The 26,362-nt window shown below is 63.1% G+C and carries 29 protein-coding genes; 14 read left to right on the plus strand and 15 right to left on the minus strand.

Features of this window, described 5'->3' with window-relative positions; all coding sequences use genetic code 11:
* Positions 1 to 47: 47 nt before the first annotated feature.
* From CH256_RS04075 to CH256_RS04085, 3 genes are all read right to left on the minus strand, one after another.
* Positions 48 to 932, minus strand: a complete 885-nt coding sequence (locus tag CH256_RS04075; RefSeq protein ID WP_094668944.1) for a tagatose-bisphosphate aldolase — start codon at positions 930 to 932, stop codon at positions 48 to 50.
* 71 nt (positions 933 to 1,003) lie between these two features.
* Positions 1,004 to 2,359, minus strand: a complete 1,356-nt coding sequence (locus tag CH256_RS04080; RefSeq protein WP_218829121.1) for an FGGY-family carbohydrate kinase — start codon at positions 2,357 to 2,359, stop codon at positions 1,004 to 1,006.
* Positions 2,360 to 2,369: 10 nt separating this feature from the next.
* The gene (locus CH256_RS04085; protein WP_032395043.1) at positions 2,370 to 3,374 is read right to left on the minus strand and encodes a LacI family DNA-binding transcriptional regulator; all 1,005 of its coding nucleotides are present in this window, start codon (positions 3,372 to 3,374) and stop codon (positions 2,370 to 2,372) included.
* A gap of 102 nt (positions 3,375 to 3,476) precedes the next feature.
* Here CH256_RS04085 and CH256_RS04090 point away from each other — a divergent pair, with 102 nt between their 5' ends.
* On the plus strand, positions 3,477 to 4,031 hold the full coding sequence (locus CH256_RS04090) for an AAA family ATPase (protein ID WP_179271993.1): 555 nt from the start codon (positions 3,477 to 3,479) through the stop codon (positions 4,029 to 4,031).
* On the opposite strand, the gene CH256_RS04095 is transcribed toward CH256_RS04090, so the two are convergent.
* Both CH256_RS04095 and CH256_RS04100 read right to left on the minus strand, forming a co-directional pair.
* Positions 4,016 to 5,023 (minus strand): LacI family DNA-binding transcriptional regulator, encoded by a 1,008-nt coding sequence (locus CH256_RS04095; RefSeq protein WP_068046994.1) that lies wholly within the window; start codon positions 5,021 to 5,023, stop codon positions 4,016 to 4,018. The two genes, CH256_RS04090 and CH256_RS04095, sit on opposite strands and share 16 nt — an antisense overlap.
* A 31-nt stretch (positions 5,024 to 5,054) precedes the next feature.
* Positions 5,055 to 5,780, minus strand: coding sequence for an SDR family oxidoreductase (locus tag CH256_RS04100; protein ID WP_068046991.1), 726 nt, complete (start codon positions 5,778 to 5,780; stop codon positions 5,055 to 5,057).
* 408 nt (positions 5,781 to 6,188) lie between these two features.
* Between CH256_RS04100 and CH256_RS04105 the strand changes: the two genes are divergently transcribed.
* The 5 genes from CH256_RS04105 to CH256_RS28930 all read left to right on the plus strand — a co-directional run bounded on the left by CH256_RS04105 (position 6,189) and on the right by CH256_RS28930 (position 10,671).
* On the plus strand, positions 6,189 to 6,968 hold the full coding sequence (locus CH256_RS04105) for an ATP-binding cassette domain-containing protein (protein ID WP_094668948.1): 780 nt from the start codon (positions 6,189 to 6,191) through the stop codon (positions 6,966 to 6,968).
* Positions 6,965 to 8,062, plus strand: a complete 1,098-nt coding sequence (locus CH256_RS04110; RefSeq protein WP_082898561.1) for an ABC transporter permease — start codon at positions 6,965 to 6,967, stop codon at positions 8,060 to 8,062. Before CH256_RS04105 ends, CH256_RS04110 begins: the two co-directional genes overlap by 4 nt.
* Positions 8,063 to 8,116: 54 nt before the next feature.
* Entirely contained in the window at positions 8,117 to 9,088 is a 972-nt protein-coding gene (locus CH256_RS04115) for an ABC transporter substrate-binding protein (RefSeq protein WP_068046985.1), read from the plus strand.
* Positions 9,089 to 9,191: 103 nt separating this feature from the next.
* Positions 9,192 to 9,410: a hypothetical protein gene (locus CH256_RS28925; RefSeq protein WP_373454773.1), complete on the plus strand. Its 219-nt coding sequence runs from the start codon at positions 9,192 to 9,194 to the stop codon at positions 9,408 to 9,410.
* Positions 9,382 to 10,671: a mannitol dehydrogenase family protein gene (locus CH256_RS28930; protein WP_373454774.1), complete on the plus strand. Its 1,290-nt coding sequence runs from the start codon at positions 9,382 to 9,384 to the stop codon at positions 10,669 to 10,671. The genes CH256_RS28925 and CH256_RS28930 overlap by 29 nt, the downstream gene beginning before the upstream one ends.
* Here CH256_RS28930 and CH256_RS04125 read toward each other — a convergent pair.
* Complete coding sequence (locus CH256_RS04125) at positions 10,659 to 11,450, minus strand: acyl-CoA thioesterase (RefSeq protein WP_094668949.1); 792 nt, start codon at positions 11,448 to 11,450, stop codon at positions 10,659 to 10,661. The two genes, CH256_RS28930 and CH256_RS04125, sit on opposite strands and share 13 nt — an antisense overlap.
* Before the next feature lie 81 nt (positions 11,451 to 11,531).
* Positions 11,532 to 12,581 carry an SDR family oxidoreductase gene (locus tag CH256_RS04130; RefSeq protein WP_094668950.1) on the minus strand — a complete coding sequence of 350 codons (1,050 nt, stop codon included), beginning with the start codon at positions 12,579 to 12,581 and terminating at the stop codon, positions 11,532 to 11,534.
* 88 nt (positions 12,582 to 12,669) lie between these two features.
* Here CH256_RS04130 and CH256_RS04135 point away from each other — a divergent pair, with 88 nt between their 5' ends.
* Positions 12,670 to 12,987, plus strand: coding sequence for an ArsR/SmtB family transcription factor (locus CH256_RS04135; RefSeq protein ID WP_068046973.1), 318 nt, complete (start codon positions 12,670 to 12,672; stop codon positions 12,985 to 12,987).
* Here the strand turns inward: CH256_RS04135 and CH256_RS04140 are convergent.
* A complete protein-coding gene (locus CH256_RS04140) occupies positions 12,971 to 14,479 on the minus strand; it encodes an SAM-dependent methyltransferase (protein ID WP_256989359.1) in 1,509 nt (502 codons plus the stop codon). The genes CH256_RS04135 and CH256_RS04140 overlap by 17 nt on opposite strands.
* Before the next feature lie 78 nt (positions 14,480 to 14,557).
* Here CH256_RS04140 and CH256_RS04145 point away from each other — a divergent pair, with 78 nt between their 5' ends.
* The gene (locus tag CH256_RS04145) at positions 14,558 to 15,061 is read left to right on the plus strand and encodes a DUF1648 domain-containing protein (RefSeq protein WP_231893676.1); all 504 of its coding nucleotides are present in this window, start codon (positions 14,558 to 14,560) and stop codon (positions 15,059 to 15,061) included.
* Position 15,062: 1 nt separating this feature from the next.
* Here the strand turns inward: CH256_RS04145 and CH256_RS04150 are convergent, their stop codons facing one another.
* The 3 genes from CH256_RS04150 to CH256_RS04160 form a co-directional block, all read right to left on the minus strand.
* Complete coding sequence (locus tag CH256_RS04150) at positions 15,063 to 16,454, minus strand: outer membrane protein assembly factor BamB family protein (protein ID WP_094668952.1); 1,392 nt, start codon at positions 16,452 to 16,454, stop codon at positions 15,063 to 15,065.
* Positions 16,451 to 17,674: a hypothetical protein gene (locus CH256_RS04155; RefSeq protein ID WP_143536517.1), complete on the minus strand. Its 1,224-nt coding sequence runs from the start codon at positions 17,672 to 17,674 to the stop codon at positions 16,451 to 16,453. Before CH256_RS04155 ends, CH256_RS04150 begins: the two co-directional genes overlap by 4 nt.
* A gap of 160 nt (positions 17,675 to 17,834) precedes the next feature.
* A complete protein-coding gene (locus CH256_RS04160) occupies positions 17,835 to 19,082 on the minus strand; it encodes a TetR family transcriptional regulator C-terminal domain-containing protein (RefSeq protein ID WP_094668954.1) in 1,248 nt (415 codons plus the stop codon).
* Positions 19,083 to 19,255: 173 nt separating this feature from the next.
* Here CH256_RS04160 and CH256_RS04165 point away from each other — a divergent pair, with 173 nt between their 5' ends.
* A complete protein-coding gene (locus tag CH256_RS04165) occupies positions 19,256 to 19,516 on the plus strand; it encodes a LuxR C-terminal-related transcriptional regulator (protein WP_068046957.1) in 261 nt (86 codons plus the stop codon).
* Positions 19,517 to 19,520: 4 nt separating this feature from the next.
* Here the strand turns inward: CH256_RS04165 and CH256_RS04170 are convergent, their stop codons facing one another.
* On the minus strand, positions 19,521 to 20,174 hold the full coding sequence (locus CH256_RS04170) for a DedA family protein (RefSeq protein WP_094639994.1): 654 nt from the start codon (positions 20,172 to 20,174) through the stop codon (positions 19,521 to 19,523).
* An 87-nt stretch (positions 20,175 to 20,261) separates the two neighbouring features.
* Between CH256_RS04170 and CH256_RS04175 the strand changes: the two genes are divergently transcribed.
* Entirely contained in the window at positions 20,262 to 21,281 is a 1,020-nt protein-coding gene (locus CH256_RS04175) for an SMP-30/gluconolactonase/LRE family protein (protein WP_094668963.1), read from the plus strand.
* 61 nt (positions 21,282 to 21,342) lie between these two features.
* On the opposite strand, the gene CH256_RS04180 is transcribed toward CH256_RS04175, so the two are convergent.
* On the minus strand, positions 21,343 to 21,786 hold the full coding sequence (locus CH256_RS04180; RefSeq protein WP_306438701.1) for an SRPBCC family protein: 444 nt from the start codon (positions 21,784 to 21,786) through the stop codon (positions 21,343 to 21,345).
* Positions 21,787 to 21,831: 45 nt separating this feature from the next.
* Positions 21,832 to 22,173 (minus strand): ArsR/SmtB family transcription factor, encoded by a 342-nt coding sequence (locus tag CH256_RS04185; RefSeq protein WP_094668956.1) that lies wholly within the window; start codon positions 22,171 to 22,173, stop codon positions 21,832 to 21,834.
* A gap of 111 nt (positions 22,174 to 22,284) precedes the next feature.
* On the opposite strand from CH256_RS04185, the gene CH256_RS04190 reads away from it, so the two are divergent.
* The 3 genes from CH256_RS04190 to CH256_RS04200 all read left to right on the plus strand — a co-directional run bounded on the left by CH256_RS04190 (position 22,285) and on the right by CH256_RS04200 (position 24,012).
* Positions 22,285 to 22,974 carry a DUF998 domain-containing protein gene (locus CH256_RS04190; RefSeq protein WP_094668964.1) on the plus strand — a complete coding sequence of 230 codons (690 nt, stop codon included), beginning with the start codon at positions 22,285 to 22,287 and terminating at the stop codon, positions 22,972 to 22,974.
* 73 nt (positions 22,975 to 23,047) lie between these two features.
* Positions 23,048 to 23,605 (plus strand): DUF3558 domain-containing protein, encoded by a 558-nt coding sequence (locus CH256_RS04195; RefSeq protein ID WP_256989362.1) that lies wholly within the window; start codon positions 23,048 to 23,050, stop codon positions 23,603 to 23,605.
* A 17-nt stretch (positions 23,606 to 23,622) separates the two neighbouring features.
* The gene (locus tag CH256_RS04200) at positions 23,623 to 24,012 is read left to right on the plus strand and encodes a hypothetical protein (RefSeq protein WP_094639999.1); all 390 of its coding nucleotides are present in this window, start codon (positions 23,623 to 23,625) and stop codon (positions 24,010 to 24,012) included.
* A 60-nt stretch (positions 24,013 to 24,072) separates the two neighbouring features.
* Here the strand turns inward: CH256_RS04200 and CH256_RS04205 are convergent, their stop codons facing one another.
* Entirely contained in the window at positions 24,073 to 25,446 is a 1,374-nt protein-coding gene (locus CH256_RS04205; RefSeq protein WP_094668958.1) for a dicarboxylate/amino acid:cation symporter, read from the minus strand.
* A 318-nt stretch (positions 25,447 to 25,764) separates the two neighbouring features.
* Here CH256_RS04205 and CH256_RS04210 point away from each other — a divergent pair, with 318 nt between their 5' ends.
* Complete coding sequence (locus CH256_RS04210; protein WP_256989360.1) at positions 25,765 to 26,244, plus strand: SanA/YdcF family protein; 480 nt, start codon at positions 25,765 to 25,767, stop codon at positions 26,242 to 26,244.
* Positions 26,245 to 26,362: the final 118 nt, after the last annotated feature.

Here is a 26,362-nt window from a genome sequence, read left to right on the forward strand (position 1 = left end):
CGACCGAACCCGAGACGTGGTGTCCGGGCTCGGTCGAAGGACGGTGGTCAGTTGTCGACGGCCTCGTTCAGCTCGCGCAGACGGGGGAGTGCACGGTTGGTGAGGAGGTCCTCGCGGATCTCGGCGGAGACGGCCATGCTGTCCTTCCACAGTGAGCGGCCTGCCATCGCGCCGCGCGCGCCGTTGGCCACTGCGATGCGCACCTGCTCGATGAACGTCTCGTGGTCGACGCCCGCCGACAGCACTGCCCACGGAACACCCTGTGCCGCTTCGGTAACGGCTGCACATGCCTCGGCGGAACCGGGGTAGGGGAGCTTGAGCACCTTGGCACCGCATTCGACCGAGATGCGGGTGGAGTCGGCGATGATCTTGCCGAAGCCGGCCTTGTATTCCTCGTCCGATTCGCCCTCGAGCTTGTAGGTCAGGATTTCGACGATGAGCAGCAGGCCCTCGGCGGAGCAGGCCTTGACGAGGTCGCGGATCTCCTCGGCGACAAGGGAATCGACGCCCTGCCGTTCGGGGCGCATGTAGAACAGCATCTTGGCGACGTCGCCACCGAGGTCGCGTACGACGCGCGGGGTGACTCCGTCGACGTACCGGGTGTACCGCAGTCCATCGGTCTCCTCGAAGCCCGAGGCGTCCATGCCGACGACGAGTGCGGTGTTGCGCGAGAGCACACCCTCGTCGACGATCTTCGGCAGTGCGACCTCGGGGTCGAGCAGGATCGCCGGGGCGTGATTGCCGAGGTAGCGAACCAGATCGGCCTTGGCGTCGGCGAGCTGCTCGAGCGTGACCGAGCCGGGTCCGTCGGGAGCGTCCGTCATGACCGCCTTCATGCCGTTGCGCTGATCTCCGGCGACGATGAGCATGTTGCCGTCGGCGGTGGAGATGGCGGCCATTCCGCGACGCTCGAGGGTGGTGAGTTCGTTCATTGTCTTCTCCTGGTGATGGGTTGGGGATGCGAGCAAGTGAGACAACGTTGTCTCGTTGCAGAAATGTGGGCTCAGATTTCTATGAGCGTCAGTAGTCGCGCAGCGAACAGTGCTGCGCCGTAAGCGGTGTCCTGAGAGCGGGTCGACACCGAGACATCAGGGAGCACCTGCGCGCGGGCATCCCGGACGCTGGCCATGCCCGCCCAACCGCCGGTGAGCAGCGTGGTCCGAGCGGGCGCAACCTCGGCGTCGAGGGCAGCGATGAGGCGGGCGATCTCCTCGTTGCCGTGCAACAGGATCGAACGGAACAGCTCCGCCGAGTTCACCCCGTCGGTGCGCACGGTGATGGACAGCACGCCGTCATCGTTGCGCGCCCCGGCGATCTCTATCCCGCCGTCGGTGGACGGTCCGGCGGCAGGCAACGCGCACACTCGCTGATCGAGCAGGTCACGCCCGGCGCGGTCGGTGATGTCACACATCTGCAACGCCCGTCGCATCAACAGTCCGGTCTTGACCCCGGCGACGAGTACGTGTTGGCCAGGAACCACATGCCGCACCGAGTTGATCAGGTGATCGGCCAGACGGCTTCGCGCTGCGGTAGTCAGAGGAGCGTCGAGCACTCGCAGCAGAACCTCGGCGGTGCCCATCGACACGTGATATCGATCGTTGGGGATTGCCCCACCCGATACGGCGGAGACGAGGTGGTCGTGACCGGCCACGGTCAACCGTGCCCCCACGATGGCGTCGGGAAGTGCATGTCCGGTTGCGACCCCCAGGTCGGTGCCTGCGTCGACGAGGGGCGGGATGAACTCGGCCCCGACGCCCAAGTGTGTCAACATCTCCGTCCACGGCTCGCCGGTGTTCTGATCGAGCAGTCCGGTCCGGGAACTCAACGAGTAGTCGGCCACCGCGCGGCCACCGAGGGCCAACACGACGAACTCGGGCAGATTGAACCAGCGCAGTTCGGCCAGGTTCAATCCGTTGTCGCGGAGGTGCGCGATCTTGACCACTGATACCTGGACGCCGACGGGCAGGCCTGTCTTGCCGGCGAACCGATCACGAAGATCCTGGGGTAGTGAATCGACCTGCTGTTGCCCTCGGGGATCGAACCACGCGAATGCCGGCGCTCGGACAACGTTGTCTTGATCCAGAAGGAAGCCCGTCTCACCCATTCCGGACACTGCGATCGCATCGATGCGCGACGCGGGATCGCCGGTCACCTCGGGCAGTCGGCGCGCGACGGCCTCGAACAGATTCGCGATGGTGGCGAGCAAGTCCTCGGCCGCGAGATCGGTGGTACCGCCCGGGCCGTGACGCCACGGTGTCGGACTCTGCTCGATGAGCATTTCGGTGCCGGCATCGTCGGTGACGAGTACTTTGACGCCGGTGCTCCCGAGGTCCAGTCCCGCAACAAGTCTGGGGTTCACGGAGTTGGTCTCATTTCTGTACGGGTAGGGGGAGTGCATGCGAGAGTCTTTCCACCAACGTGGTGGGCGCGACCTGTTGCTCCGGTTCGAGGTAGGGATCGTCGAAACGCTGCACCAGCCGATCGAACGCGAGTGTGCCGATGCGATACGGGTCTTGGTCGATGCACGTCACCGATGGACTGACGGCATCGGCGAGCGAGAAATTACCGAACGAGACCATCGCCACGTCGGTGCGATCCATTTCGTGCAGCACCGATACCACGGCCGTCGCATGACGTGCGTTGGCGACGAAGAAGGCGGTCGGTGGATTGCGCAGTGCCAGTAGCTTCTTCACCACGGGCCGTACCGAATCGGCGGCGTGCGACACCGGGGGAGCAAGTGCCACGTCCGGCTTCTGGCCGAGGTTCGCGAGAACATCGAAATACGCCTCACGGCGCAACTGCGCGGTCTGCAGTCGATCGTCGAAGCCGAGCAACGCAATTCGGGTGTGCCCGCCCTCGACAAGTTTCTCGACGGCTCGTTTGGCAGCGCCGTAATCGTCGACGATGACCGAATCGAATCCCGGGATGGAACGGTCGATGGTCACCGTGGGCAATGTTCGACGCCGAGGCACGAGGAAGTCGCTGTGATCGCCGACCGGCGCGAGAATGATGCCGCGCACGTGTTGACCGGCCAGCAGCGCCAGCTGGTCACGTTCGCGCTGGGCGTCGAACCCGGTGCTACCGACGATGACGGCGAGTCCGTGTTCGAGTGCCCGATCCTCGACGGCACTGACCAGGGAAGCGAAGAACACGTCGTCGATGGAGTCGACGACGATGCCGATGGTGTTGCCCGATCCCGATTTCAACGAGCGCGCAGCCGAATTGGGGACGTAGTTCAGCGTCTGCACCGCGGCCTCGACGCGTTCGCGCAACTCGGGCAAGACGGTGTCCACGCCGTTGACGACGCGGGAGACGGTCTTGAAGCTGACGCCTGCCAATGCGGCGACGTCTTTGATGCTTGCGCGCTCGGTCACGTGAACTCTCGATCGGAGGAATTGTGTTCGCTGTAGTAAAGGTGCGAGACAACGTTGTCTTGTATGATTCACGTCATGCCTCCTGTCTGTCAAGACGTTTCCGTGATCGATCGGGATCAACTGCCGGTTCTGGTTGTCGCGGGTGCTGCAGGAAGTGGAAAGACCACCCTCGGACGCGAGCTGGCGCGCCGCTTCGGCACGGCATTGCTAGACCTCGATACACTCACCAATCCACTACTCGATCAACTGGATTCGCTACTGGACGGGCAGCACTGGAACAGTGCAGGGCCGCACGCAGAACGCATTCGTGCCGGCCGGTATGCAGTGCTGCTCGCTGCTGCGAGGGACCTCGTGGAAATCGGTCAGCGCCCCGTTCTGGTCGCGCCCTTCACCCGCGAACTGACCGCGGGCACGGAGTGGGAACGACTGGTCTCGCAGGTGACCCCCGCAGCAACGATGGTCGTGCACGTCGACGGCTCGCCGGAGCTGCTGGCGCGTCGGCGGGCGGCCCGCGGGGCAGAGCGCGACGCGCATCGGTCGACGGATCGCCCGGTGGAGAAGCCGCGTGTTCCACATCTGCGGATCGATGCCGAATTGTCGACCACACTGCAGGTCGATCTGGTTGCGCATGCGCTCCAGGATCAGTCGCAGCGGTGATCGCTTCCAGGCGTGCAGGATCGGCGTTCGATGAGCTCGACGCCGAGGATATTGCGGCGCTTGAAGCGCTTGCCGGGATTCTCGATTCGGCCGAGTAGTCGCTCGATGGCCAATCGGCCGAGCCGAGCAGGATTCTGGTCGATCACCGTCACCGGCGGCCACACTGCATCCGCCAGCGGGAAGTCGCCGAATCCGACGAACGCCAGATGCAGCAATTCCATCTGCTGCAGCACCGGCACGCATGCCATGGCTACGCGTGCGTTGGACAGAAACAGCGCCGTCGGTGGATCGTCGAGTGCGGTCAATGCGGTCAGGGCGTTGCGGGCATCGTCGCGGCCCATGACGCCGAGCGCAACGAGCGACTCGTCGAACTCGATTCCTTCGGCCTGCAGCGACTCTCGGTATCCCTCGAGCCGATTCCGGCTGGTGGGAATATTGGCACTGTCACCGATGACTGCGATGCGAGTGTGTCCCAACCGAAGCAGATGATCGGTGGCCAACACCGCCCCGCCGTGATCGTCGTCGACGAAGCTGTCGGCCTTGAGGCCGTCGGGTGCGCGATCGACGAAGACCGTCGGAGTTTTGTCGATCCAGCGCTCCAGGTAACCGTGATCGGAACCCGTCGGCGCAATGATCAAGCCGCTCAACTGTCTACGCAGCAGCGACTCGACCAGAGCCTGCTCCTGGTCACCGTCGTGCCCCAGGCTCGTGACCAACACGGCCATGTCGTCCTCGCGGGCGCGCTCCTCGATGGCTCGTGCGATGGAGGAGAAGAACGGATCGTCGATATCGGGCACGGCCACACCGATCGCTGCCGCTTGACCGTTGCGAAACGACGTCGCCATCGTGTTCGGAACGTAGTTCAGTGAATTCAGGGCATCGGTGACGCGAGCGCGCGTTTCGGGGTCGACGTGCGGATCGTTGTTGTACACCCGTGAGACGGTCTTGGCGCTGACTCCGGCCAGTGCCGCGACATCCTGCATGGTGGTCATGATCTACCCCCGTCTGCTCGTCGTCCGCTCGTCATCGACTCGTGTAGCCGCCGTCCACCGGCAACGACACCCCGGTCACCATGGAAGCATCATCGCTCAACAGGAAGGCAATCGGCGCGGCAATCTCGTCCTCGGTGGCCCAGCGCCCCAGCGGCATCTGTGCCAGGAACGGCTCCTCGATCTCCGGACGGCCCCAGTAGAACGCGGACATCTCCGTCATCACGACGGTCGGATTGACTCCGTTGACCCGGATTCCGTGGCGACCGAGTTCCAGGGCCGAAACCCGAGTGATGTTGTCCAGGGCGGCTTTCGAGGAGCCGTACGAGATGTGGCCCGTCAGGGCGACGAGACTGGCCTGGCTCGACACGTTCACGATTGCTCCAGCACCGGCGGCGATCATCGCGGGGACGGTGTACTTGATGACGAGGAGAGCGCCACGCGCGTTGATGGCGATGACCTTGTCGAAGACGGAGATGTCGGTGTCCTGTGGCGTGGCGATCTCGCCGCCGAAGCCGGCGCAGTTCACCACTCCGTAGAGCTCGAGTCCCTCGACGGCCTCGCGCACGCTGTCCTCGGAGGTCAGGTCGAACGCGAGAGGCTGCGCGCCGGTCTCGTCGGCGAGCTTGTCCAACGCATCCACCGATTGACCGGCTGCGACGACGTCGGCCCCGTCGGCCACCAGTCGTCGCACCGTGGCCGAGCCGATACCGCCGCTGGCACCGGTCACCAAGATCTTCCGGCCGTCGAACTTCGCCATGTGCGCCAACCTTCACTGTTTCCGAATCGGTCATGTCATCGATGTCATCCGCCGCATGTGCGTGCTTGATGACATCGGTGTCATGGACGGTACCGTAGCGCCGTTCCGCTGGGTCGAAAATCGAGTAGATCGCAACTATCTCCAGTTCACAGACGGTACCGCTCGGTCCGATAGCGGGTCGAAGGTGCGGCTTCTGCCGTGGGCAGGATCTGTGCCATGTCACCGGTGACATGAATTTTCACGAAACACGTGACAATGCGGGTTGCGTGGGTCACACTCGTTTACACAACGAGCCCCGCAGGGAGCTCGACCTGCCTCGCAGATCACGATCTCCGACCGTGCTGCACAGGCACCGGTGGGGGTGTTCATCCCGCACCCGACGGTTTTCGATTCGACCAAGGAGTATCCATGGCCAGCGTTGCACCTGTGGCGACACCGATCCTCGAGGCGAGGGGATTGTCGAGGAGCTTCGGAAACGTGCGCGCCCTCGACGACGCCGATTTCGACATCTACCCCGGCGAGGTCGTCGCCCTCATCGGCGACAACGGTGCAGGCAAGTCGACGTTGGTCAAGGCGCTCTCGGGCAGTCTCGCGGTCGACACCGGTGAGATCCTGTTCGACGGCACTGCGGTCGATCTCGACAGTCCCACCGTGGCAGCGGAACTCGGCATCGAGACGGTGTTCCAGGATCTGGCTCTCGCGCCCCACCTGAATGCGCAGCAGAACATGTTCCTCGGCCGGGAACTGCAGGCGAAAGGGCTACTGGGGCACCTAGGGTTTCTCGATGTGTCCACGATGCGCAAGCAGTCGCAGAACGCGTTGAACGAACTCGGAGCCACTGTGCGCAGCCTCACCGTTCCCGTCGGAGCCATGTCGGGTGGCCAGCAGCAGGCCATTGCGATCGCCCGTGCGGTCGCCTGGGCCAAAGGTGTTGTCTTCCTGGACGAACCGACCGCGGCGCTCGGCGTCGTGCAGACCCGAAACGTTCTCGACACCATTCGCCGCGTGGCGGACAGGGGAGTGGCCGTGGTGTTCATCAGTCACTCGATGCCGCACGTGATCGAGGTCGCCGACCGCATTCAGGTACTGCGGATGGGCAAACGCGTCGCCACTCTCGACGCCAAGAACACGACCATGGAAGAACTCGTCGGCGCGATGACCGGCGCAACCACCGGAGCCACACGATGACCAACCAGACCATCAGCCCTTCTCTCGAGCCGATGCCACCCGGCGACACACCGTCTCGCCACTCCTTCGATCTCGTCGAAGCGCTCGGTAAGTTGGCCCGGGTTCAGGTGTTCCAGATCGTGCTCGTATTGGCCGCGATCTGCCTCGTGTTCTCGATCATGGCGCCCGGCAGCTTCCCTGAGTGGGGCAACATCCGCCAGATCATCCAGAACGTTTCCATCCTGGCCGTCCTCGGGATCGGCATGACGTTCGTCATCGTCACCAGTGGCATCGATCTCTCGGTCGGCTCCGTTCTCGTCTTTTCCGGCGTCGTCTCGGCCAAGACCATGGCCGCGATCGGCGGCGACGGGTGGGGAGTTGCCGCCGTCGGAATCGTGGTGGCACTGGGGTGTGGCCTCTGCTGGGGATTGCTGAACGGTTTCCTGATCGGTAAGGCCAACGTGCCTCCGCTGATCGTGACTCTCGGGACCCTGGGCGGAGCTCTCGGGCTCTCGCAGGTCATCACCGGCGGCGTCGACATCCGCGACGTACCACCGGTTCTGGTCGATACCATCGGCTACGGAAACTTCCCGGCCACCACCATTCCACTGATCTCGAGCATCGCGCTGGTGCTCGTGGTGATCTTCGGAATCGTGCTGCATCGCACCAAGTTCGGCCTCTACACCTTTGCCGTCGGCTCCAAGGAACAGTCTGCTCGGCGCGTCGGCATCAAGGTGGACATGCACCTGGTCAAGGTCTACGCACTCTCCGGCACTCTCGCTGGACTGGCCGGCATTCTGTCCTTGTCGCAGTACGGCACCACCGCCATCGCCGGACAGTCGCAGACCAACCTCAATGTCATTGCGGCAGTGGTCATCGGCGGAACCAGCCTCTTCGGCGGCATCGGAACCATGTTCGGCACCGTCGTGGGACTGTTCATCCCTGCCGTGCTGCAGAACGGCTTCGTCATCGTCGGAGTCCAGCCCTTCTGGCAGCAGGTCGCCGTCGGTGCTGTCCTCATCGCAGCGGTCTACTTCGATCAGCGCCGACGTGACGCAGCGAGCCGAGGTCAATCGCCCAGCTCCCTCAAGAAACTCTGGTCTCGAAGTCCCTAGTTCCGGCCAGCCTCGAAACTCCCTTTACTCAAATCCCTTACAAGAAAGTCGACCATGATCACATCACGCACCGCCGTCGTTGCACTGAGTGTCGCTTCGGTCTCCGCCATGTTCCTGGCGGGTTGTTCGTCCGACTCCGGAAGCGGTGGCGGCAGCAACAACATCGCCTTCATTCAGGGCGTCAGTGGCGACGAGTTCTACATCAGTATGCAGTGCGGAATCGAAGCTGCGGCAAAGGACGCAGGCGTCACAGTCGACACTCAGGGCCCGGTCAAGTTCGATCCCACCCTGCAGAAGCCGATCGTGGATTCGGTTGTCGCATCGCGGCCGTCGGCAATCCTCATCGCGCCCACCGACGTGGCCGCCATGCAGGCACCACTCGAGGCAGCCTCCAGAGCAGGTATCAAGGTCGTACTCGTCGACACCACCCTGGAAGACCCGTCCATCGCGGTCTCCTCGATCTCGTCCGACAACAAGGGAGGTGGGGCAGAAGCGTTCAGCGCCATCGAGCAGCTCAACCCATCCGGAGGCAAGGTGCTCGTCATCTCCACCGATCCCGGGATCTCCACCGCCGACGCCCGGGTGGCCGGCTTCGAGGAAGCCGTCGGGGCCAACTCGGCATTCGACTACCTCGGAGTCCAGTACAGCCACAACGACCCGGCCGAGGCTGCTCGTCTGGTCTCGGCCGCTCTGGCGAAGGACCCCGATATCGTCGGAATTTTCGCCGCGAACACGTTCGCGGCCGAGGGCACGGCTACGGGCGTCCGGCAGGCAGGCAAGCAGGATCAGGTCAAGATCGTCGGGTTCGACGCAGGCCCCGCCCAGGTCAAGCAGCTTCGTGAGGGAACAGTGCAGGCGCTGATAGCGCAGCAGCCCGACACCATCGGCACCGACGGTGTCGCGCAGGCCATGGCCGCCATCAACGACGAGCCGGTCACCGCCGACATCTCGACCGGCTTCCATGTCATCACCGCCGAGAACATCGACGGCGAGGGCGCGCAGTACGTCTACAAGTCGTCCTGCTGATCCCTGACGTGTAACCCCCTTCAGCTGCGGTGGTGCTCCTGGTGGCAGACCATGCCCGGGAGCGCCACCGCTCACCACGTTCGTCCGACCCCGAGGACCTGTCATGACCGAGCTTCGCCGCGCGACGTTGGAACACCTGCCCGCGACCGTCGCGAAGCCGGACTACGACTTGGACGAACTGCACTGCGGTGTGGTGCATTTCGGAGTCGGTGCTTTTCATCGCGCTCATCAGGCGGTGTACTTCGATCGGCTTCTCGCGGCCGGCCATCTCGACTGGGCACTGTGGAGTGGGAGTGTTGCCGGGAGACAGGAAGATCGGTGACGTCCTCGACTCGCAGGACCACCTCTACACCCTGGTCACGGTGGATCCGGACGGTCGACGCGACGCCCGGGTCATCGGTTCGGTCGCGGATTTCGTCTTCGCGCCCGAGGATCCCCAGGGGGTACTCGATGTGCTCAGCTCACCCGCCACGATGATCGTGTCACTGACGATCACCGAGGCGGGCTACGGCGTGGACGACATCACCGGTGCATTCGAGCCCAGCGATCCTGCAGTGCTCGACGACCTCCGGGACCTCTCGGTACCTTCGAGTGTCTTCGGCTTCCTGACCGTTGCGCTCGCCACCCGCCGGTACCACGGAATTCCACCGTTCACCGTGATGTCGTGCGACAACATCGTCCACAACGGGTCGGTGACCCGAACTGCATTGACCTCCTTCGCCCGTCGGCACGACGCCGACCTGGCAGACTGGATCGACGCATCGGTCGCGTTTCCCAACTCGATGGTCGACCGCATCACCCCTGCTACGACGACCGCAGTCATCGACGACGTGCGCTGCGACTTCGGAATCGACGACGGCTGGCCGGTGCGGTCGGAATCGTTCTCGCAGTGGGTGGTCGAAGACACCTTCTCGTTCGGCCGACCGCCCTTCGGCGAGGTCGGAGTGCAACTCGTCGCCGACGTCGCACCGTACGAACACATGAAACTGCGGCTGCTCAACGGATCTCACCAAGCACTGAGCTATCTCGGTATCCTCGCCGGCTACACCCACGTGCACGAGGTGATGGGAAGTCCCGACCTGTACGAGTTCGTGGCGTCGTACATGCGAACCGAGGCTGCACCGACGCTCGACCCGGTCGACGGAATCGACATCGACACCTACATCGAACAACTGCTGCAACGTTTTTCGAGCCATGCGGTGCGAGACACGCTCGAACGTCAGATCGTCGACGCGTCCGCCCGCATCCCGAAGTTCGTGCTGCCGGTGATCCGCGACCGGCTGGCACAGGACCGATCGGTCGACCACGGAGCGCTGGTGCTCGCCGCGTGGTGCGGAGTCCACGAGCGTGGGGACATCCCGATGGTCGACGCGAACGCCGAACACCTGCAGCGTTTGTCGTGGGAGGATCACGACAACCCCGGCGCTTTCCTGGCGAACCCAGCCGTGTTCGGTGATCTGGCGACGAGTCCGCGGCTACGCGGGGCGTACCAAAGGGCCAAGCGCTCGCTTCAGGACAGCGGTGCCCGCGGAGCAGTGCGGCGCGTGCTGGAACAGTCGGTCGGAGTGGGTCAGACCTTGTAGTACACCACCTGGTGGCTCGTGGCCAGCAATGTTCCACCTTCGGTCCACAGTTCTGCCGTCTGATCGAAGTAGCCCTGATGGAACCGGCGAGCTCGTGCGGTACCGAGGACGTATCCGTAGGAGTGCTGCTCGAGATCTTCGGGCGTCGCGAAGTAATGGGTCGTCAGCGAGATGGTGCCGGCCGGCACGTAGCGACCGAGGCGCTGAAAGATCCTGGGGTAGAACACATCGCTGAGCGAGGTCAGCGCAGCGAAGTCCACCGGGCGTGGTGGCGTGTCGCGGATCCACAGTGTCTCGGTCGAGTCGGGTGATTCCTGGTCGTTCAGAGCGCCTGCAACGAAACGCATCTCGTAGTTCTGTGCCCAGGCGATTGCGTCGGGAAAGTTGCCGCGGGGCGTCTCGGCGGGGGAGGGGACGGCCGGTGCCGCCGCCTCGGTGTTGTCCCACGTCTCACGCCTGGTTCCGAACACCGCTGTGGCCGTGGTGGCGACGGCACCGCCTTGGACGAGTTCGAGGTACCAGTGCTGATTGCTGCGGTTGGTGCGCACGGCGCGCGCCGAGATCTCGAATTCGCCCTCGGCCACCGGGCCGGCGAAGTTGACCGTCAGCGAGACCGGCGATCCGAGGCATTGCGGATGCTGTTCGATGGCTCGGATGAACGTCGCAGCAGTGATGCCACCGAAAGGGCCGACCATGTTGTTGTACGGCGCTGATGTCCTGCCGCGATACGTGCCGTCGCCGACGGTCTCGAGCGCGACTGCTGTGTCGAACGGATGCATTGTTCTCCCCGTAGGTCTCTATCGTCGTTGGTGCCGATTCAAACTATCCGGCCCGCTCGGGCAGTACACCGGGTGGCTCCCTCAGGGAATGATTTGCTGGCGACGTAGCTCGGTGACTATCTCGGCGAACATCGCCTCGGTGTCGACGAAACGGTGAAAACCCAGTCGACGCGCTTTGGAACCGTCGGCAAGGACGTCGTAGTCCCACGCGAACACGAAATCGCCGAAGGCCCAGGACGATACGTCGGAATACGGAATCTTCTGCAGCCCGTTCTCGGCGACGATCGAATTCCACAGCGGTTCCTTGTCTGCCATGACATCTGCCAAGGACATCGGTAGGGGAGTTGCGGTATCGAGGTCGAAAAGACCCGCGATACGCGGCCACATGTCGCTCCAGCGAAACAGATCGCCGTTGGTGATGTTGAACGCCTGGTTGGCGCAGCTCGGCGTGGTGGCCGCCCATACTGTCGCCTCGGCGAGCAACGATGCATCTGTCATCTCGAGCAGTGCGTCGAAGGCACCGGGCTTGCCCGGAAACCGCATGGGGACGCCCAGTTTCTTGCACATGGTGGCGTACACGGCGATGACGGTGGCCAGATTCATCGGGTTGCCCAGCGCAACACCGCACACCACCGACGGCCGGATCGCCGACCACGTCCACCGCTTACCGAGTTGCCGCGCCTCGAGAAACTGCTGCTGATCGACGTTGAACTCGGGCGGCATGTGCGGCGGATCCGATTCTCGCGCCGGGGTTTTGAAAGGGCCCAGGTGCGCGCCGTACACCTTGTAGCCCTGCATCAGGCTCACGTGCTCGAGGTCCGGTGAGCTCTCCTCGACGGCCGTGACCACGTTGACGAGCATCGCGAGATTGGGGGCGACGAGTTCGGCCCAGCTCGGTCTCTCCTGGTAAGCGGCGTAGAAGATGTGTGTGACGTCGGTCAGCTCCGCCAGTCGACGGTGGGTCTCGTCGGCGTCGAGCAGATCCACCGCGATGTGCCGGACGCGTCCGGCGTCCGTACCACCTCGGCGTGACAGCCCGACGATGTCCCACTCGCCCGTCCGTTGCAGGTGATCGACCAAGTTGCCGCCGATCACTCCGTTGGCTCCCACTACTACTGCTACGCGTGACATGACCTACTCCAATCTTGATATCGCGATATTGCGATGCCTCAAGTAGACCACATATCGGGATATCGCGATATCGGAGTAAGCTTCGAGGGTGGCTGACGAACTGGACCCCGCGGAGCTCGCAGCAGTGTTCGGTGCGCTGAGCAACCCCGCGAGATTGGCGATCATGCAGTGGCTCAAGGACCCGAGCGATTTTCCGCCGCAGCTCGAGCCGGCCGAAGATGTGGGAGTGTGCCTCAAGCACATTCAGTCGAGGGCGGGCGTGTCTCAATCCACCGCCTCGCAGTACATGGCCGTGCTGCAACGCGCGCAGCTGGTGACAAGCACCAAGATCGGTCCCTGGGTGCACTACAAACGCAACGACGCATTCCTCGACCGATTTGCCGAAACGATCAAGTCGGATCTGTGAAGTTGTCGATCGCCTGATCGATCGAGCTGCTGTCCTGGTGCACGGCTCGCGCCCGGTCCCGCAGGGCGCGCCGGTCGGTTGCACGTGCGATGGCGCTCAGGTCGATGCGTTGCAACAGCTTCTTCGTCACCGGTCGTTTGCTGTCCCAAAAAGCCAGTGCAGCAATGAGATCCGTGGCCTCCTGGCCGGTCAACAGCGCATGGGCGACCGTGCATGCCGCTGGGTCCTCGAACGGAAGGAGATAGGTGGCATCGTCGAACACCGCAGGTCTGCCGTCGTAGGGGCCGATCATTCTGAACTGCGGAACCTTGTGGAATCCGGAGATCGCGATCTTGTAGGGCGCAAACGTGTACGGCCCCACTCCGAAGATGCAGAAGCGCGCCCTGTTGCGGTAGATCGACGACTTTCGGCCATCGAGAGCACCCGCGTTGTCGGTCAGGTACTTCCACAGCTTCGGCGCGCTGTCCGCCAACTGCGCGGTGTCGTCACCGGTATGCGACTGCGGAACGATCATCCACCGCGATACTTCGGTGAGCTTACCGCGGTAGACATCGGTGCACTTGAACAGTGGAAACAGGAACTCGCTCTCGACGTCCACCGAAGCTCCGAGTTTGGTTCGTGGACCGTCGTTCTCGGTCAGTTCCATGACGGCAGACGCGTCGTGTTTGATGCCCTGCCGCCACATCAGTGAACTGATGCCATCGAACTGCTTGCTGCGCTGGTACGCATCGACGTTCGCGACGAGTTGGCCGTCGATGACCCCGATTCTGTTGTCCGGTTGAGACGCAACGATGCTCGGATAGGTCGCCGCGGTGTAGTCGGTCTTACCCGGCCCGAGTTCCACGGTGAACCAGCAGGCGTCGACCCCTGCGTCGAACCACTTCTTCGCATCGATCATTCGTAGACTCGAACCGGTCACCGGAAGCTGCTGCCGAGCGCAGTGCAACAGCACGTTTCTAGCAACCTGGGTCTTGCAGATCATCGCGATGGTCACCGGTCTATCGCTGAACTCGGCGAGGAGCTTGATCCAAATGAATTCTGCGATGTCGAAATTGGAGCTTCCGGTGATCGCATCTATTCCGCGCGCGTTCTCGGTGTTCGCGCGAGCCGGTCTGTTGCTCGAGCCCAGAACCGAGAGCTGAGAATTGGTCACCCATGGTGGGTTGCCGACGACGAGAGTCGGGCCGGTCGCAGATGTCCATGCGATGTCGCGTGCAAGGTCGAAATCGAAAATCGAGGCGGTGATCACTCGGCCGAATGCCGATGCGGCCGCGGCGTACTCGGGTTGCACCTCGATTCCGACACGTTCTGCATCGGGATGACGCTCCCCGATGGCCGACAGGAAGTTCCCGACACCGCACGTGGGTTCGAGGACGCGGGTCCACGCCGTTCGAGGCAGGGTGCTGACCAACGCACGTGCCAACTCGATAGGGGTCTGGAAGTCCCCGAACTCGTTGTTGGGCATCGGTGCCTCCGGCAGTGGTGCGGACAAGTGCCTTCCGTGACACGGGAGCGGAAGCCCCGGAGCCACGGCACCACACCGATGCTGGAGGCACTAATGTGGACTTCGATGAAGCTTTCGCGTGCGGCCCTGCTGCTGTCAACTCTGGTGTTCATCGTTGCTCTGATCTGGGTCGCCGTCACCGCGGGGGATCGAGTTCCCGCGCACTTCGACGCGTCCGGTCAGGTCGATCGCATGGAGTCGAAGCTGTCCTTCCTGCTCACGATGGGCGGCATCGGATTCGCGATGATCGGGTTGTTCGCGAGTATCGGTTGGTGGTTGCCCAAGGTTCCGGCGTCCATGGTGAATCTGCCGAGTCGAAAGATGCACGAGTACTGGACTGCCGCCGAGAATCGACCGGAGCTGAACCGGAAGATGGCCGAGGACCTCGAGTGGATCGGCGCGGCAACGGCATTGCTCTTCGCCTGGATCACCGGCGTTGCGGGCGCGACCACAGGCGACTCCGTCAGCGTCTGGGTTCTCGCGGTACCGACGGCGCTGTACGTGCTGGCCATTCTGGGATACGTGGTGTTCGTCGTCAAAGGTGGCCGGTACCGCGTTCCGAAGGACTGATTCAGGGGAGTGGTTGCAGCATCGCCAGTTTGGTGCCCGACTGCACCAGATAGCTGCCCTCGGCGGCGTCGACCAGCATCTCGAAGCTCATCGATTCGTCATCGGGAAACATCATCGACGTCGACGCAGTCCACTCGGTCTCACCGGTGGTCACGTCGACCGCGGACAGATCCGTGCCGGCCGAGGTCAACATCAGATCACCGTCGCGCCCGATGATGCTGCCGGTCAGCCCGGCCTGCCACAGATGCTCGCCGTCTCGCAGATCGAGCGCTGTGGTGCCGTTGGATGCCTGCAGCAACCCGACATGGCCGATCACGTACGTCAGAGTGGCGTACGTGCGGGGCTCGTTGAGTTCGTCTCCGGGGAAGTCGTACGACAAGGCGTCGTCGCGCCACAGTTGCTCACCTGTGGTGCGATCGAAGGCCGTATCGCTGAGAACGATCGGGATCGACGTGTCGGTGGGCTCGTCCAGTGAAGGCTGTTGTACGACAGGACTGTCCGACCGTGCGAGGACCGTGCCGTCCAGTCGGAAGGCGACCGACCCTTTCGATTCCGAACCCGTACCTTCGCAATCTTGCACCGATGCAATGGCCAGGTCGCCTGCGGTGCGTCCCACGGCTCCGAGGCAATCCTCGAGGCTGTCCGTCTTCCAGAGTTGTCGGCCGGTCGCGGCGTCGAACGTGGAGAAACCGCCCCCGACGTCGAAGGTTCCGATGTCGTCATCGACCTTCAGTGCGGTGGCGTAGTCGTCTTCCCAACCGGCCCACGCGTGCAGCGGAACCGTCCACTCTGCGCTCGGATTCTCCAGCGTTCCGCGGTGCAGCAGAACATCGTTACCCTCGAGGTCGCCCGATGTCGTGTACACGCGATCGTTTGCGACGGTGACGGCGAAAAGATCGAGATCAGTAGGGTAGTTTCGCGATTCGCCGGTGGCCGGATCGAAGGTGACGTAGCCGGGAGTCTCGCCCCAGGTGGGCTGGTGGCAGACGAGCTGTCCGTCGAGCGGCTCGTCGGCGCACGCCGCTAGGTCCGGGGCCGGGGTCTTCCACAGAACTGTGCCGTCCGTGGTGTCGATTCCGACCATGACTGCCTCGTCGTTGCCGGATTCCGAGGACACCACGGCCAGTGTGAGAGCTGTACCGCCGATCACTATCGAGCCGAGACCCCACACATACATGGAACCGGTACGCGGAGAGGCGAAGGTAGCTCCCTCCAGCCCCATGTCCGCCGCGTCGACGGCCCACGCCAACCCTGGCGCGTCGTCCGAGGAGTCGGTGATCTTCTTGATGGTCGTCGATCGGTCCTGTGCCACAACGGCTACCGCAGCACCGACCGACAGTGTCGTGACGACCGCCGCAACGACCAATTTCGTCGTCTCGTTCCATCGCGTCATGGAAGGTCCAATCCTGGTGTGTTCGCCAGATTCTCGAGCAATGCTGGATCCGCCGTCGGTCGGTCCGTCGACACCGCGATCTCGAGCCCTGACGGCGTGACGACGGAGACCGAGGCCCCCGTCCCGTACTCGTTCGGTGACAGAAGCTGGGGTTCCTCCGTTGTCGTCGAATCGGATTCGATGTCAGACGTGGCCCGAGTAACGCTGATCGTGAGTTGCCCGGCAGTGCTGTTCACCGTCTGACAGAGCCCGGAACCGAAGTCACTGGTGTGCAGTGCGCCGAGGGGTGGAGTCGGTGCCAGTGCTGCCACGTCGGCTCGGCGTAAGGCGTCGTTGAGCGTTCGAGTCTCGTCGCGGGAGAACGACGCCGTCGGTGAGTCATCCCAGCCGCCGTAGCAGTCGGTGACATTGCCCGGTGTTCCCGCAGGGACGGGAGCAGTGATTCTGAGCGCAGGATCGGTGGCTATTCGGACCAGGTCGTCGAGCGTCAGTGTCAACGTGTCCGGGTCGTTCCCGCCCGAGACGGAGGCAGACACGACAGTGTTGTCCGAGGTGTACGCGGTGGCCGTCCGGGAGTAGGACCGCTGACCGTTGGTTTCGCGCCACGTGTCGTCGGCGTCCAGCACCGTTCCGTCCGGAAGACTCCGTCGCTCGTCCACTTGTCCTGCCACACACGGTGGTGGTTCGGCCGAGTCTGCCGGGCCGACAGAAACACTGAGATAGTCGGACCCGCCACCCGCGGCCAGTGGGGCGGATGCATGCGCCGAGTCGAGGACGAAATCCTGAGATTCGTCCGACGCGGGTATCGGGCCGAAGTACAAGGACCTTGCCGACGAGATCTCGGCGGGAAGTGCTGCCATCAACGCCTCGGACATGAGGTGAGCTCTGGGTCCGTCGTACCAGGGGGCGGCTGGATTGTCGTACGACTCGTCGCCCATCGTGGCGATGCCGAAGTACGAGGATTCGCTCGGAGGCTCGACGGTATCGCACCCCGGGATGCTCGCCGACGCGTCGACTTCCGGGGTGACCACCACGTACTCAGGTTGCGGGGGCTCCGGAACGGGAGTCGCCGATGTTGTTGGTAGGGAAGTCAATTCAGGCTCTTCGGCTGGAGCGGTCAATCCCGCTGCGACCACGCCGAGTGCCACGATCGACGTCAGGACGAGTGTGGTCAGCAGCGCAGAATGGTTGCGTTCGGTGGGCTGCGTGTCCTCGTCCATGGCCCTCGCTCCGTTCGTCACCATTGCGACGAACGTCGCGCAATATTCATACCATTCGTTTTGCTAATCGAGGTGGGTGTGGCAGGCAGACGAGATCCTCACTGCACCCGACCGGTTCGCCGGAGAAATCCAGCGGGACCCGATGGCACGCGGTCGATGCTCAGCGCGCACTGAGTCCGTCGAGGAGGAGTTCACCGACGAACGTCGCGTTGTCCTGCGGGCTGTTCTGTCGTCGGGTGAAACACCGCATCAGCAGAGTGTTGGTAATGCCTGCCGCGAGATCGACTGGGCTGGAGCTCTTTCGGAAGATGCCGGTGTCCTGCCCTCGCGCGATGACCGGTGCGATGATCGCCGGCAGGTTGAGCTTCTCCTTGATCGAGATCAGTCCCTCCGGCTCGCCGTAAGTGTCGTGGGCGACGGCGACGAGGAGAGCGTCCATGAACTCGAGTTCTTCGGAGGCGAGTTGCGCGCACCGCAGCATGTGATTCTGCAGAATCGTGAGCTCGTCGAGGCCGAGCAGTTGGTCGTCGGCCACCGACTCACGGAGACGATCGACCCGGCTCTGCAGTGCCGCAACGATGACGGACGGCTTGGTCGGAAACAGAGTCTTGCATGCTGCCCTCGGCACTCCGGCGATATCGGCGACGTCGTCCATACGTGTCATGAAGTACCCACGCTTACCGAACTCGTCGCGCGCCGCGGTGACGATCGCGGCACGCGGATCGCGAGGAAGCGGCCGCTCCTCGACCGGTGTTCCGACATCCCGCACGACGTCGTCGAGGTGCTGATGATGTCCGGACGTGTCGACGACGGCCCCGAGGAAGGCCAGCACCGCGTCGGACATCACATCGGGAGATACGGAGGAGGCGTCCACCTGACTGCGGATGCGAAAACCGTCGACGACAGCATTGACTGTCATGGCGAACGATCGGGCGGTGAAGGGACGGCGAAAGGCTCCACCGTCGGGATCGAACAGTGCCTCGAATGCCTCGAGTACGGCATCGTCTCGAACGCGGTAGCTTCCGGCGAGGGCCCCGGACGTCGGCCCGCTGAAAACAAGATCGAGAAGAGACTCGGTGATGCTCCTCCGGTCGACGATCGCCGGGAAGTAACGCGCAACGAGCGCAGTCACCGTCGCGCGAATCGACGCACCGCTGTCCGTCATCTGGGTGCGAACAGTCTCGTGAACGTCGGTGGGTGGAGGAGTTCGAGACAAATGTTCGACGACCGTGGCGAGAAAGTCGGATTTGGTGCTGAACTTGCGGAAGAACGTTGCCGTCGACGAGTCGGCCTCGTGAACGACGTCTTCGATACGTAATCCGCGTTCGAGAATCTTCTGCGGATGGGTGACCAACAATGTGACACCCGCCTCGACGAAGTGGGCGGCGGTCGCGTCGAGCTCGGTCATAGTGGCGGACTTTACCGAGGTGAGGCCCACTGTGACGGCGCAGGTGACAGTGTTCACTCTCGGGTGAGAGCAACCTCGGTCATTCCTCGGAGTGACGCAGCGGAGCGAGTGCTGTGTCATTGGCCGTGTCAGCGCCACCGGGACAGCGGTGACGCCCGAAAACGAGGATCTTCATGACAGTGCTCGACATCCGCATCGGCGATGCCCCCGACCCACGGCTCAGCGCTCGTGAAATCGAGGTTCTCACCGCATGGCTCATCTCGGATTCCAAAGCGGAGGCATCGCGCTCGCTCTATCTCTCGATGGGAACCGTCAACACACACCTGACTCGCATCAGAGCGAAGTACACGGCAGTGGGACGAACGGCGCCGACCAAAGCGACGTTGCTGGTGCGTGCGCTGCAGGACGGGTTCATCGACATCGACGATCTGTGAGCAGTCACTGCACCTCGACGCGGCGGGACCGCACCTTCTTGACCACGAACCAGCCGATCAGCGCGACCACGATGCCGATGACGACGTACTGGAACACCGACGCGTAGCTCTCCACGTAGTGCCAGTTCTCGCCGAGGAAATAGCCGGCAAGCACGAAGATCGAGTTCCAGATCAGGCTGCCGAGGGTGGTGTACAGCAGGAATTGCAGAACCGGCATCCGGGAGACTCCGGCCGGGATGGATATGCCCGAACGGACCATCGGGATCATGCGGCCGAAGAACACCGCCGACCGTCCGTGGCGGGCGAACCAATCCTCGGCCTTGGTCAGATCGTCGGTTCCGACGAAGGGCATCCGATCGACGATGGCGTACATCCGGTCGCGCCCGAGTTTGACGCCGAGCCAGTACAGAACCAGTGCGCCGAGTACCGATCCGGCCGTCGTCCAGAACAGCGCACTCAGCAGAGTCATCCCGCCCTGGGATGCGGTGAAGCCCGCCAGCGGCAGGATGATCTCGCTCGGCAGCGGCGGGAAGAAGTTCTCGGCGGCCACCGCAATTCCTGCGCCGGGGCCACCGATGGCCTCCATCAGACTCACTGCCCATCCGGCGATCCCTCCGAGGTCGCTGTCGGCTGCGGCAAGGGAGGAGGAGGCACTCATGACTACGACAGTACGAAACTGATGGGCCTGAAATCTGCTCACCAGGCGAAATGCTCGGAGATTGAGACATATGGAACACTCGACGGTGTGAACCGAGTCTCCCGAGTAGCCCCCGCTGTTGCCGTCGCCACACTGTTTCTGGGTGCCTGCGGGTCCTCGGACTCGCCCGATCCGGCACCGGCCACGACGAGCAATTCGTCCACGCCTGCGTCGACATCTCCGAATTCGAGCTCGGCGACGGTCTACAACCTGCCCGGCAGTGGAGTGTTCCCCGAGGGCATCACGGCCGCGGACGACACGTTCTATGTGACGTCCACATCCGATGGCGCGGTGTTCCGCGGAACCGTCGGCTCCCCGGACGTCTCGGTGTTCCTGCCCGGCGGCGCGGACGGACGCACCGCGGCTGCCGGAATCGACGTGACCGACGACGACGATCGCGCCGACTACTTGGTGATCGCCGGTGGGGCCACCGGCAAGGTGTGGGTGTACGACGCCGATTCCGGTGATCTGATCGGCACGTTCACCAACGGTCTCGGCACCGATGCGACATTCCTCAACGACGTCGCCATTGCCGACAACGGTGATGCCTACATCACGGACTCACGCAGCCCGGCGTTGTACCGCATTCCCGTCGAGCAGATGACGGCCGGAACGCAGGACGCTCCGTTGGAGACGTTCGTGAGCTTCGACGGCACTCCGTTCGCGTACGGGGAGGGCTTCAACGCGAACGGCATCGTCGAGAACGACGACGAATCGGCGTTGATCGTCGTGCAGTCCAGTACCGGCAACCTCTATCGGATCGACAAGACCTCGAAAGAGGTCACCCAGGTGGACCTAGGCGGCGCGACGCTGACCAACGGCGACGGCCTCGAGATGGACGACGACACCTTGTATGTCGTCCGCAATCGTGACGGGCTCATCGCCAAGGTCGACCTCGATGACGACGGCAGAACCGGCGCGGTCACCGGTGAGATCACCGATGCATCGTTCGCCTACCCCACAACCGTTGCGGCAGTGGACGATCGACTGCTCGTGGTCAACAGTCAGTTCGACAAGCGTGGGGGAGAGCCCGTCGAGCCGTTCACCGTCAGCTCCGTTCCCGAGTAGAGCGGCTGCGCCGCAGGTGCGCGGAAACTCGTAGCATGGGTCGAGTTTCCACGCACGACGATCACTCGGCGACGATGGCGTCGATCTGACCGATCGCCGACGCCATGCCCTCCTCCATGCCCATCGCGACGAGTTCTTCGAGCTGGCTCAGGCTGTCGAATCGAGACCGGATGGTCATACGCGTTCTGCCGTCGACGTCCTCGAGAGTTACCACGGCGTGCGTGACGGGCAGCGTCGACGACGGGTTGCCGGAGTCGTCGGCGAACCCGTCGTCGAAGGACAGCGTGATCGGAGCTGAAATATCGGTGAAAAGCCACCAGCCGGAAGCCTTTTCGCCGTCGGGCCCAGACATGTAGTACGACGCCTTGCCGCCCGGAACGAAGTCGTGGGAGACGAATGTCGCAGGCCATGTCGGCGGACCCCACCACCGTTCGAGCTTGCGTGGGTCCTCCCAGATCTGCCAGACGCGTTCTACTTTCGCGTCGAACTCCGCGACCACGGTCATGGTCAAATTCTCTGCATCCTTGTGTGAGCTGATGAACGGCATGATTCAGCCTTTCTCGTCCTGGGAAAGAAGTTCGTCGATCCGCCCGACGCGATCTCGCCATATCTCTTCGTATCCCTCGAGCAAGGCGCGGGCTCGGGCGATGGTGTCCAATCGAACTCGCACGATCTGCTCCCTGCCACGCCTGTGTTTCGTGATCACCGCAGCGCGTTCGAGAACTGCGACGTGTTTCTGTACGGCGGCGAAACTCATGGCGTAGTGAGAAGCCAACTCCGAGACCGACTGCTCACCGACAGTGACCTTCGCGACGATGTCACGACGCGTCGTGTCGGCGAATGCCTGGAAGAGGCGATCGATGCCGGCGTCATCCAGCTGATCTACAACCATGTGGTTGTACGTTATTCGACGCTACAGCCCCGGTCAAGGTATGTAGATCGATTCTTCGGGCAACATGGAGTGTGGACGGCGATCGACGTCGTCCCGGAGGGTGGAGACAACGTGCAGATTCGACCGGCCAGGATCGGCGCTCTGTTGATCGTGTTGGGTGCGGTGGTGGTGCTGGTTCTCGATGTGTACACCGCTCTGCAGACGCCCTCGCACTTGCGCCGCACGATCAGCGAATACGGACTCGGCGCGCAGCAGTGGGTGTTCTCGATCGGGGTCGTCCTGCTCGCGTTCGGCTCGGGACTCACTCTTGCGGCCGCACTTCGGCATCGACTCACCCGGCCCACATCGGCCGCGTCGATCTGCCTGACCCTGTGGACCGTGGGACTCGTGGCCGTCGTCGCGGTGCCGAAACAGGATTGGTCCAACGACGCGTCGCTGAGCGTCGGCGGGACGATTCACCGACTCGGTGCGGCTGTGGCGTTCGTCAGCATCCCGGTAGCCGTCTTTCTTTTCTCCCGTCCTTGGATTCGTGACGCCGTGTGGGCGGCTCGGGCCCGGATCACGCTGGGACTGAGCATGCTGTCGGTCGTGACGCTGCTGCCCATCGGTTACGCACTGGTCGCCGGTGCCACCGGCCCGCGACCCTGGTACCGGGTGGTCACCCTCGGTTACGTGGAGCGAGTGCTCGTTGTCGCCGAAGTGATCGCGTTGATATCGCTGGCCCTGTGGGTGTGGGCGGCGGAACGTAGGAGTGTTCACGCGGTCGACTCGCAGGAGATCAAGGCCTCGCAGCGCGTATAGGGAACCGATCGTGTGCCCGTCGCGTCCAACCTCTCAGTGACGTCTGTGTCGAGAGGTTGAACGAATGCGGGTAATGGGTGGGAGTCGGCTCGCGGCGGTGTGTGCTTCGGCCCTGGTGTTGGCGGGTTGCACGGGCGCGACGCAGGGGAGTCCAGTCGCCAATGGATCCTCTTCGCCGGAATCGGCGACGGTGGCAGCCGGCCCGGAGCCATTCGACCCCTGCACCATTCCCAAATCTGCAGTGACCGCAAGTGGGTTGGACGTCAGCACCGAGCGACCGGACTTCGCGGGCATCACGACGTACCCCGGCTGGAAGGGCTGTACCTGGGATGGGGTCGCGCAGAAAAGCTGGTACTACGTTGCTGTCTTGTCATCGCTGGAGTCCATCGACGAATTGCTGCTCAGCCCCTCGTTCGTGCGCGGGGTGGACTTGAAACTGTCCGAGCGCACCGCCACCCAACTGCGCCATGCCGACGAGATGCAGTTCCTCGGTTGCGCAGTCGCTCTGAACACGGATGACGGTCTGATCGTGCTCGACCTTCAAAAGAAGGGTTCACGCGACCTGGAGGGTGAACCGTGCACCGAAGTCAATCGTCATGCAGCTGATTTGGAACCGTTCTTTCCGACCTAGATAGGACACTGAAAACAATGGAGCCGTACGGGCTGAACCACAATCTCGGCCACTGGCGTTCACTCCGAGATCAGGCGGTCGCGGGCGAACTCGATGTCGAACCAGGAGTCGCCGCTCGCTGCGACGCTGTTTGCGCCGAGTATCTGACGAAGCTCGACCGGATGCTCGAAATGACGACTTCGCTTGCTTGGCCGCAGTCTTGGGGTGACTTGGACTCAGCCCAACAACTTCAAGCCAAATTTCATCGCCTCGCGGTGGCCGAGGAGGGCTCCGCGCGCTTTGCGATCGAGCAGCAGATCGAGATCGTCAAGACGATGCGGGAGTTCTTTCAACACTATTTCGCGAGTGTCGAGGCCACGGATATCGCGACTGCCGCCACCGTAGAGGCGCTGTCCCCGCCGAGATAGACGAAAGATCCCGACGACCCAGTTGCTCGGTCGTCGGGATCGATCGTTCGAAATACGCTGCTAGCGGGCCAGTTCCACTTCCGCTTCCTCGTCGACGAAGGGATCGCCGTTCCGCGGAGCGTTGTAGCGCTCGAGGCCGAGAATTCCTTCGCGCTTGGCAACGATGGTCGGCACCAATGCCTGACCGGTGACGTTGACTGCGGTGCGACCCATGTCCACGATCGGCTCCACTGCGAGCAGCAGACCGACGCCGGCCAACGGCAATCCGAGGGTCGACAGCGTGAGGGTGAGCATCACCGTCGCACCTGTTGTTCCTGCCGTTGCTGCAGAACCGATCACGGACACCACGATGATCAGCAGGTAGTCGGTGATGGTCAGATCGATGCCGTAGAACTGAGCGACGAACAGTGCCGCGATCGCGGGATAGATTGCCGCGCAACCGTCCATCTTGGTCGTCGCCCCGAGAGGAACAGCGAACGACGCGTACTCCCGCGGGACTCCGAGGTTACGTTCGGTGACGCGTTCGGTCAGTGGCAGGGTTCCGATCGACGAACGCGAAACGAAGCCCAGCTGGGTGGCAGGCCACACTCCCGAGTAGAAGTTGCGTACCGAAAGTCCATGTGCGCGAACGATCACCGGGTATACCACGAAGAACACCACAGCCAGACCGACGTAGATCGACACGGTGAAGACGCCGAGCGAGCCGATGGCATCCCAGCCGTAGGTCGCCACCGCGTTGCCGATGAGTGCGGCGGTGCCGATCGGCGCGAGGCGAATGATCCACCACAGAACCTTCTGCACGATGGCCAACAGCGACGCGTTGAACGCGAGGAACGGCTCGGCCTTCTTGCCGACCTTGAGCGCTGCGATACCGATGGCAGCGGCGATAACCAGCAACTGCAAGATGTTGAAGCTCAATGATGTGGTTGCGGTGCCGCTCTCGGCGACAGTGGTCTTCGCGCCGAGTGCGAGAAAGTTGTTCGGTACCAGTCCGGTGAGGAACGACCACCACGATCCGACACTCGACGGATCGCCCGCCGAATCGGCACCTGCGCTGGTACGCGAACCGGGCTGCGCGACCAACCCGATCACGATGCCGATGATGACGGCGATGAATGCCGTGATGGCGAACCACCACAGCGTCTGAATGGCGAGACGCGCGGCATTGGTGACTTCGCGCAGGTTGGCGATCGAACTGACAATTGCGGTGAACACCAGCGGGATCACCGCGACGGTGAGCAGTTTGACGTAGCTCGAACCGATGGTCGACAGCGTGCCGACCAACCAGTTCTCGTTGCCGTCTGCAGCATCGGGCATCGACCGGGCGATGAGTCCGAATACGACACCGAGGACGAGACCGGCAACGATCTGTGGACCGAACGCGGTTGCCCAGGTAGGGACACGGCGCGTTCGGGTAGCGCTGGGCGCAGACATGGATATGCCTTTCGAAAAGGAGAGGTGTCGCCGAGGATGGACGACAGAAATACTCGCCGGCCGATCGGCCGAGCGGAGGGGATGCGGTCTAGAGAACCGTCAACAGGTAGCGCTGGCTTGCAGACGCAAGTCGACATAGCGTCGAGAGGTCAGCAGCGGATTCACTGATCGAACGGTACTCCGTGTCCGAACAGTGCAACCAAGCAGGGGCGGGCTCTGAGGGATCACTGTGGAATCGGTATGGGTGCGCCTCGGCGACGCTCGGACTTCGTATTGGTGGGTTAGCTTGAGGTTTCTTCCCACCGACGAAACGAGATCATGAGTACCGTATCGAAGCCCCGAGGATTGGCCGGGCGACTCGTTCGTGCCTTCTGCGCGGTGGTCGCAGCCCTGGTGGCCGTCGTTCTGGCATCGGCCGGTTGGGTGGCATACACGACGGCGGGGAAGGTCTACGACGTCGAGGATGCGCCGGACGCACCGGTGGCCATCGTCCTCGGTGCGCAGGTGCGCGACGGCAAGCCGATGCGATTTCTCTCCGGACGTCTCGACACTGCGATTGCGTTGATGGCGGCGGGGAAGATCAAGGCAATTCTGGTTTCCGGTGATGCAGACGGTAACTCGGGCAACGAGATTCAAGCGATGACCGACTATTTGATCGAGCACGGAATCGATCCTGCGGTGATCATCGGAGACGATCACGGCATCGACACCTACGACACCTGCGCACGGGCGAAAGAGACCTTCGGGGTCGAACGCGGACTGATCATCAGCCAAACTTTCATGTATCGCGAGCAGTAGCGTTGTGCGAGGACATGGACCTCGACGTCGATGGGGTCACGGCGGAGTGTATCGACTGCAATACCCTTGCGGTGGTGCGTAATTACGCGCGAGAGTTGTTGGCGCGCCCCAAGGCCAA

This window comes from Rhodococcus sp. 05-2254-6, from assembly GCF_002258565.1.
GTDB lineage: Bacteria > Actinomycetota > Actinomycetes > Mycobacteriales > Mycobacteriaceae > Rhodococcoides.

Bases quoted from the DNA above. Each gene is read 5' to 3' on its own strand.
- CH256_RS04160 (WP_094668954.1), bottom strand. From the start codon at position 19,082: ATGACCGAGCTCGACGCGACCGCCGCCCACTTCGTCGAGGCGGGTGTC.
- CH256_RS04105 (WP_094668948.1), top strand. From the start codon at position 6,189: ATGGCCAGCGTTGCACCTGTGGCGACACCGATCCTCGAGGCGAGGGGA.
- CH256_RS28925 (WP_373454773.1), top strand. From the start codon at position 9,192: ATGACCGAGCTTCGCCGCGCGACGTTGGAACACCTGCCCGCGACCGTC.
- CH256_RS04200 (WP_094639999.1), top strand. From the start codon at position 23,623: ATGGAGCCGTACGGGCTGAACCACAATCTCGGCCACTGGCGTTCACTC.
- CH256_RS04130 (WP_094668950.1), bottom strand. From the start codon at position 12,581: ATGTCACGCGTAGCAGTAGTAGTGGGAGCCAACGGAGTGATCGGCGGC.
- CH256_RS04210 (WP_256989360.1), top strand. From the start codon at position 25,765: ATGAGTACCGTATCGAAGCCCCGAGGATTGGCCGGGCGACTCGTTCGT.
- CH256_RS04095 (WP_068046994.1), bottom strand. From the start codon at position 5,023: ATGACCACCATGCAGGATGTCGCGGCACTGGCCGGAGTCAGCGCCAAG.
- CH256_RS04195 (WP_256989362.1), top strand. From the start codon at position 23,048: ATGGGTGGGAGTCGGCTCGCGGCGGTGTGTGCTTCGGCCCTGGTGTTG.
- CH256_RS04170 (WP_094639994.1), bottom strand. From the start codon at position 20,174: ATGAGTGCCTCCTCCTCCCTTGCCGCAGCCGACAGCGACCTCGGAGGG.
- CH256_RS04205 (WP_094668958.1), bottom strand. From the start codon at position 25,446: ATGTCTGCGCCCAGCGCTACCCGAACGCGCCGTGTCCCTACCTGGGCA.
- CH256_RS04180 (WP_306438701.1), bottom strand. From the start codon at position 21,786: ATGACCGTGGTCGCGGAGTTCGACGCGAAAGTAGAACGCGTCTGGCAG.
- CH256_RS04100 (WP_068046991.1), bottom strand. From the start codon at position 5,780: ATGGCGAAGTTCGACGGCCGGAAGATCTTGGTGACCGGTGCCAGCGGC.
- CH256_RS04165 (WP_068046957.1), top strand. From the start codon at position 19,256: ATGACAGTGCTCGACATCCGCATCGGCGATGCCCCCGACCCACGGCTC.
- CH256_RS04125 (WP_094668949.1), bottom strand. From the start codon at position 11,450: ATGCATCCGTTCGACACAGCAGTCGCGCTCGAGACCGTCGGCGACGGC.
- CH256_RS04145 (WP_231893676.1), top strand. From the start codon at position 14,558: ATGAAGCTTTCGCGTGCGGCCCTGCTGCTGTCAACTCTGGTGTTCATC.
- CH256_RS04115 (WP_068046985.1), top strand. From the start codon at position 8,117: ATGATCACATCACGCACCGCCGTCGTTGCACTGAGTGTCGCTTCGGTC.
- CH256_RS04150 (WP_094668952.1), bottom strand. From the start codon at position 16,454: ATGACGCGATGGAACGAGACGACGAAATTGGTCGTTGCGGCGGTCGTC.
- CH256_RS04075 (WP_094668944.1), bottom strand. From the start codon at position 932: ATGAACGAACTCACCACCCTCGAGCGTCGCGGAATGGCCGCCATCTCC.
- CH256_RS04155 (WP_143536517.1), bottom strand. From the start codon at position 17,674: ATGGACGAGGACACGCAGCCCACCGAACGCAACCATTCTGCGCTGCTG.
- CH256_RS04185 (WP_094668956.1), bottom strand. From the start codon at position 22,173: ATGGTTGTAGATCAGCTGGATGACGCCGGCATCGATCGCCTCTTCCAG.
- CH256_RS04110 (WP_082898561.1), top strand. From the start codon at position 6,965: ATGACCAACCAGACCATCAGCCCTTCTCTCGAGCCGATGCCACCCGGC.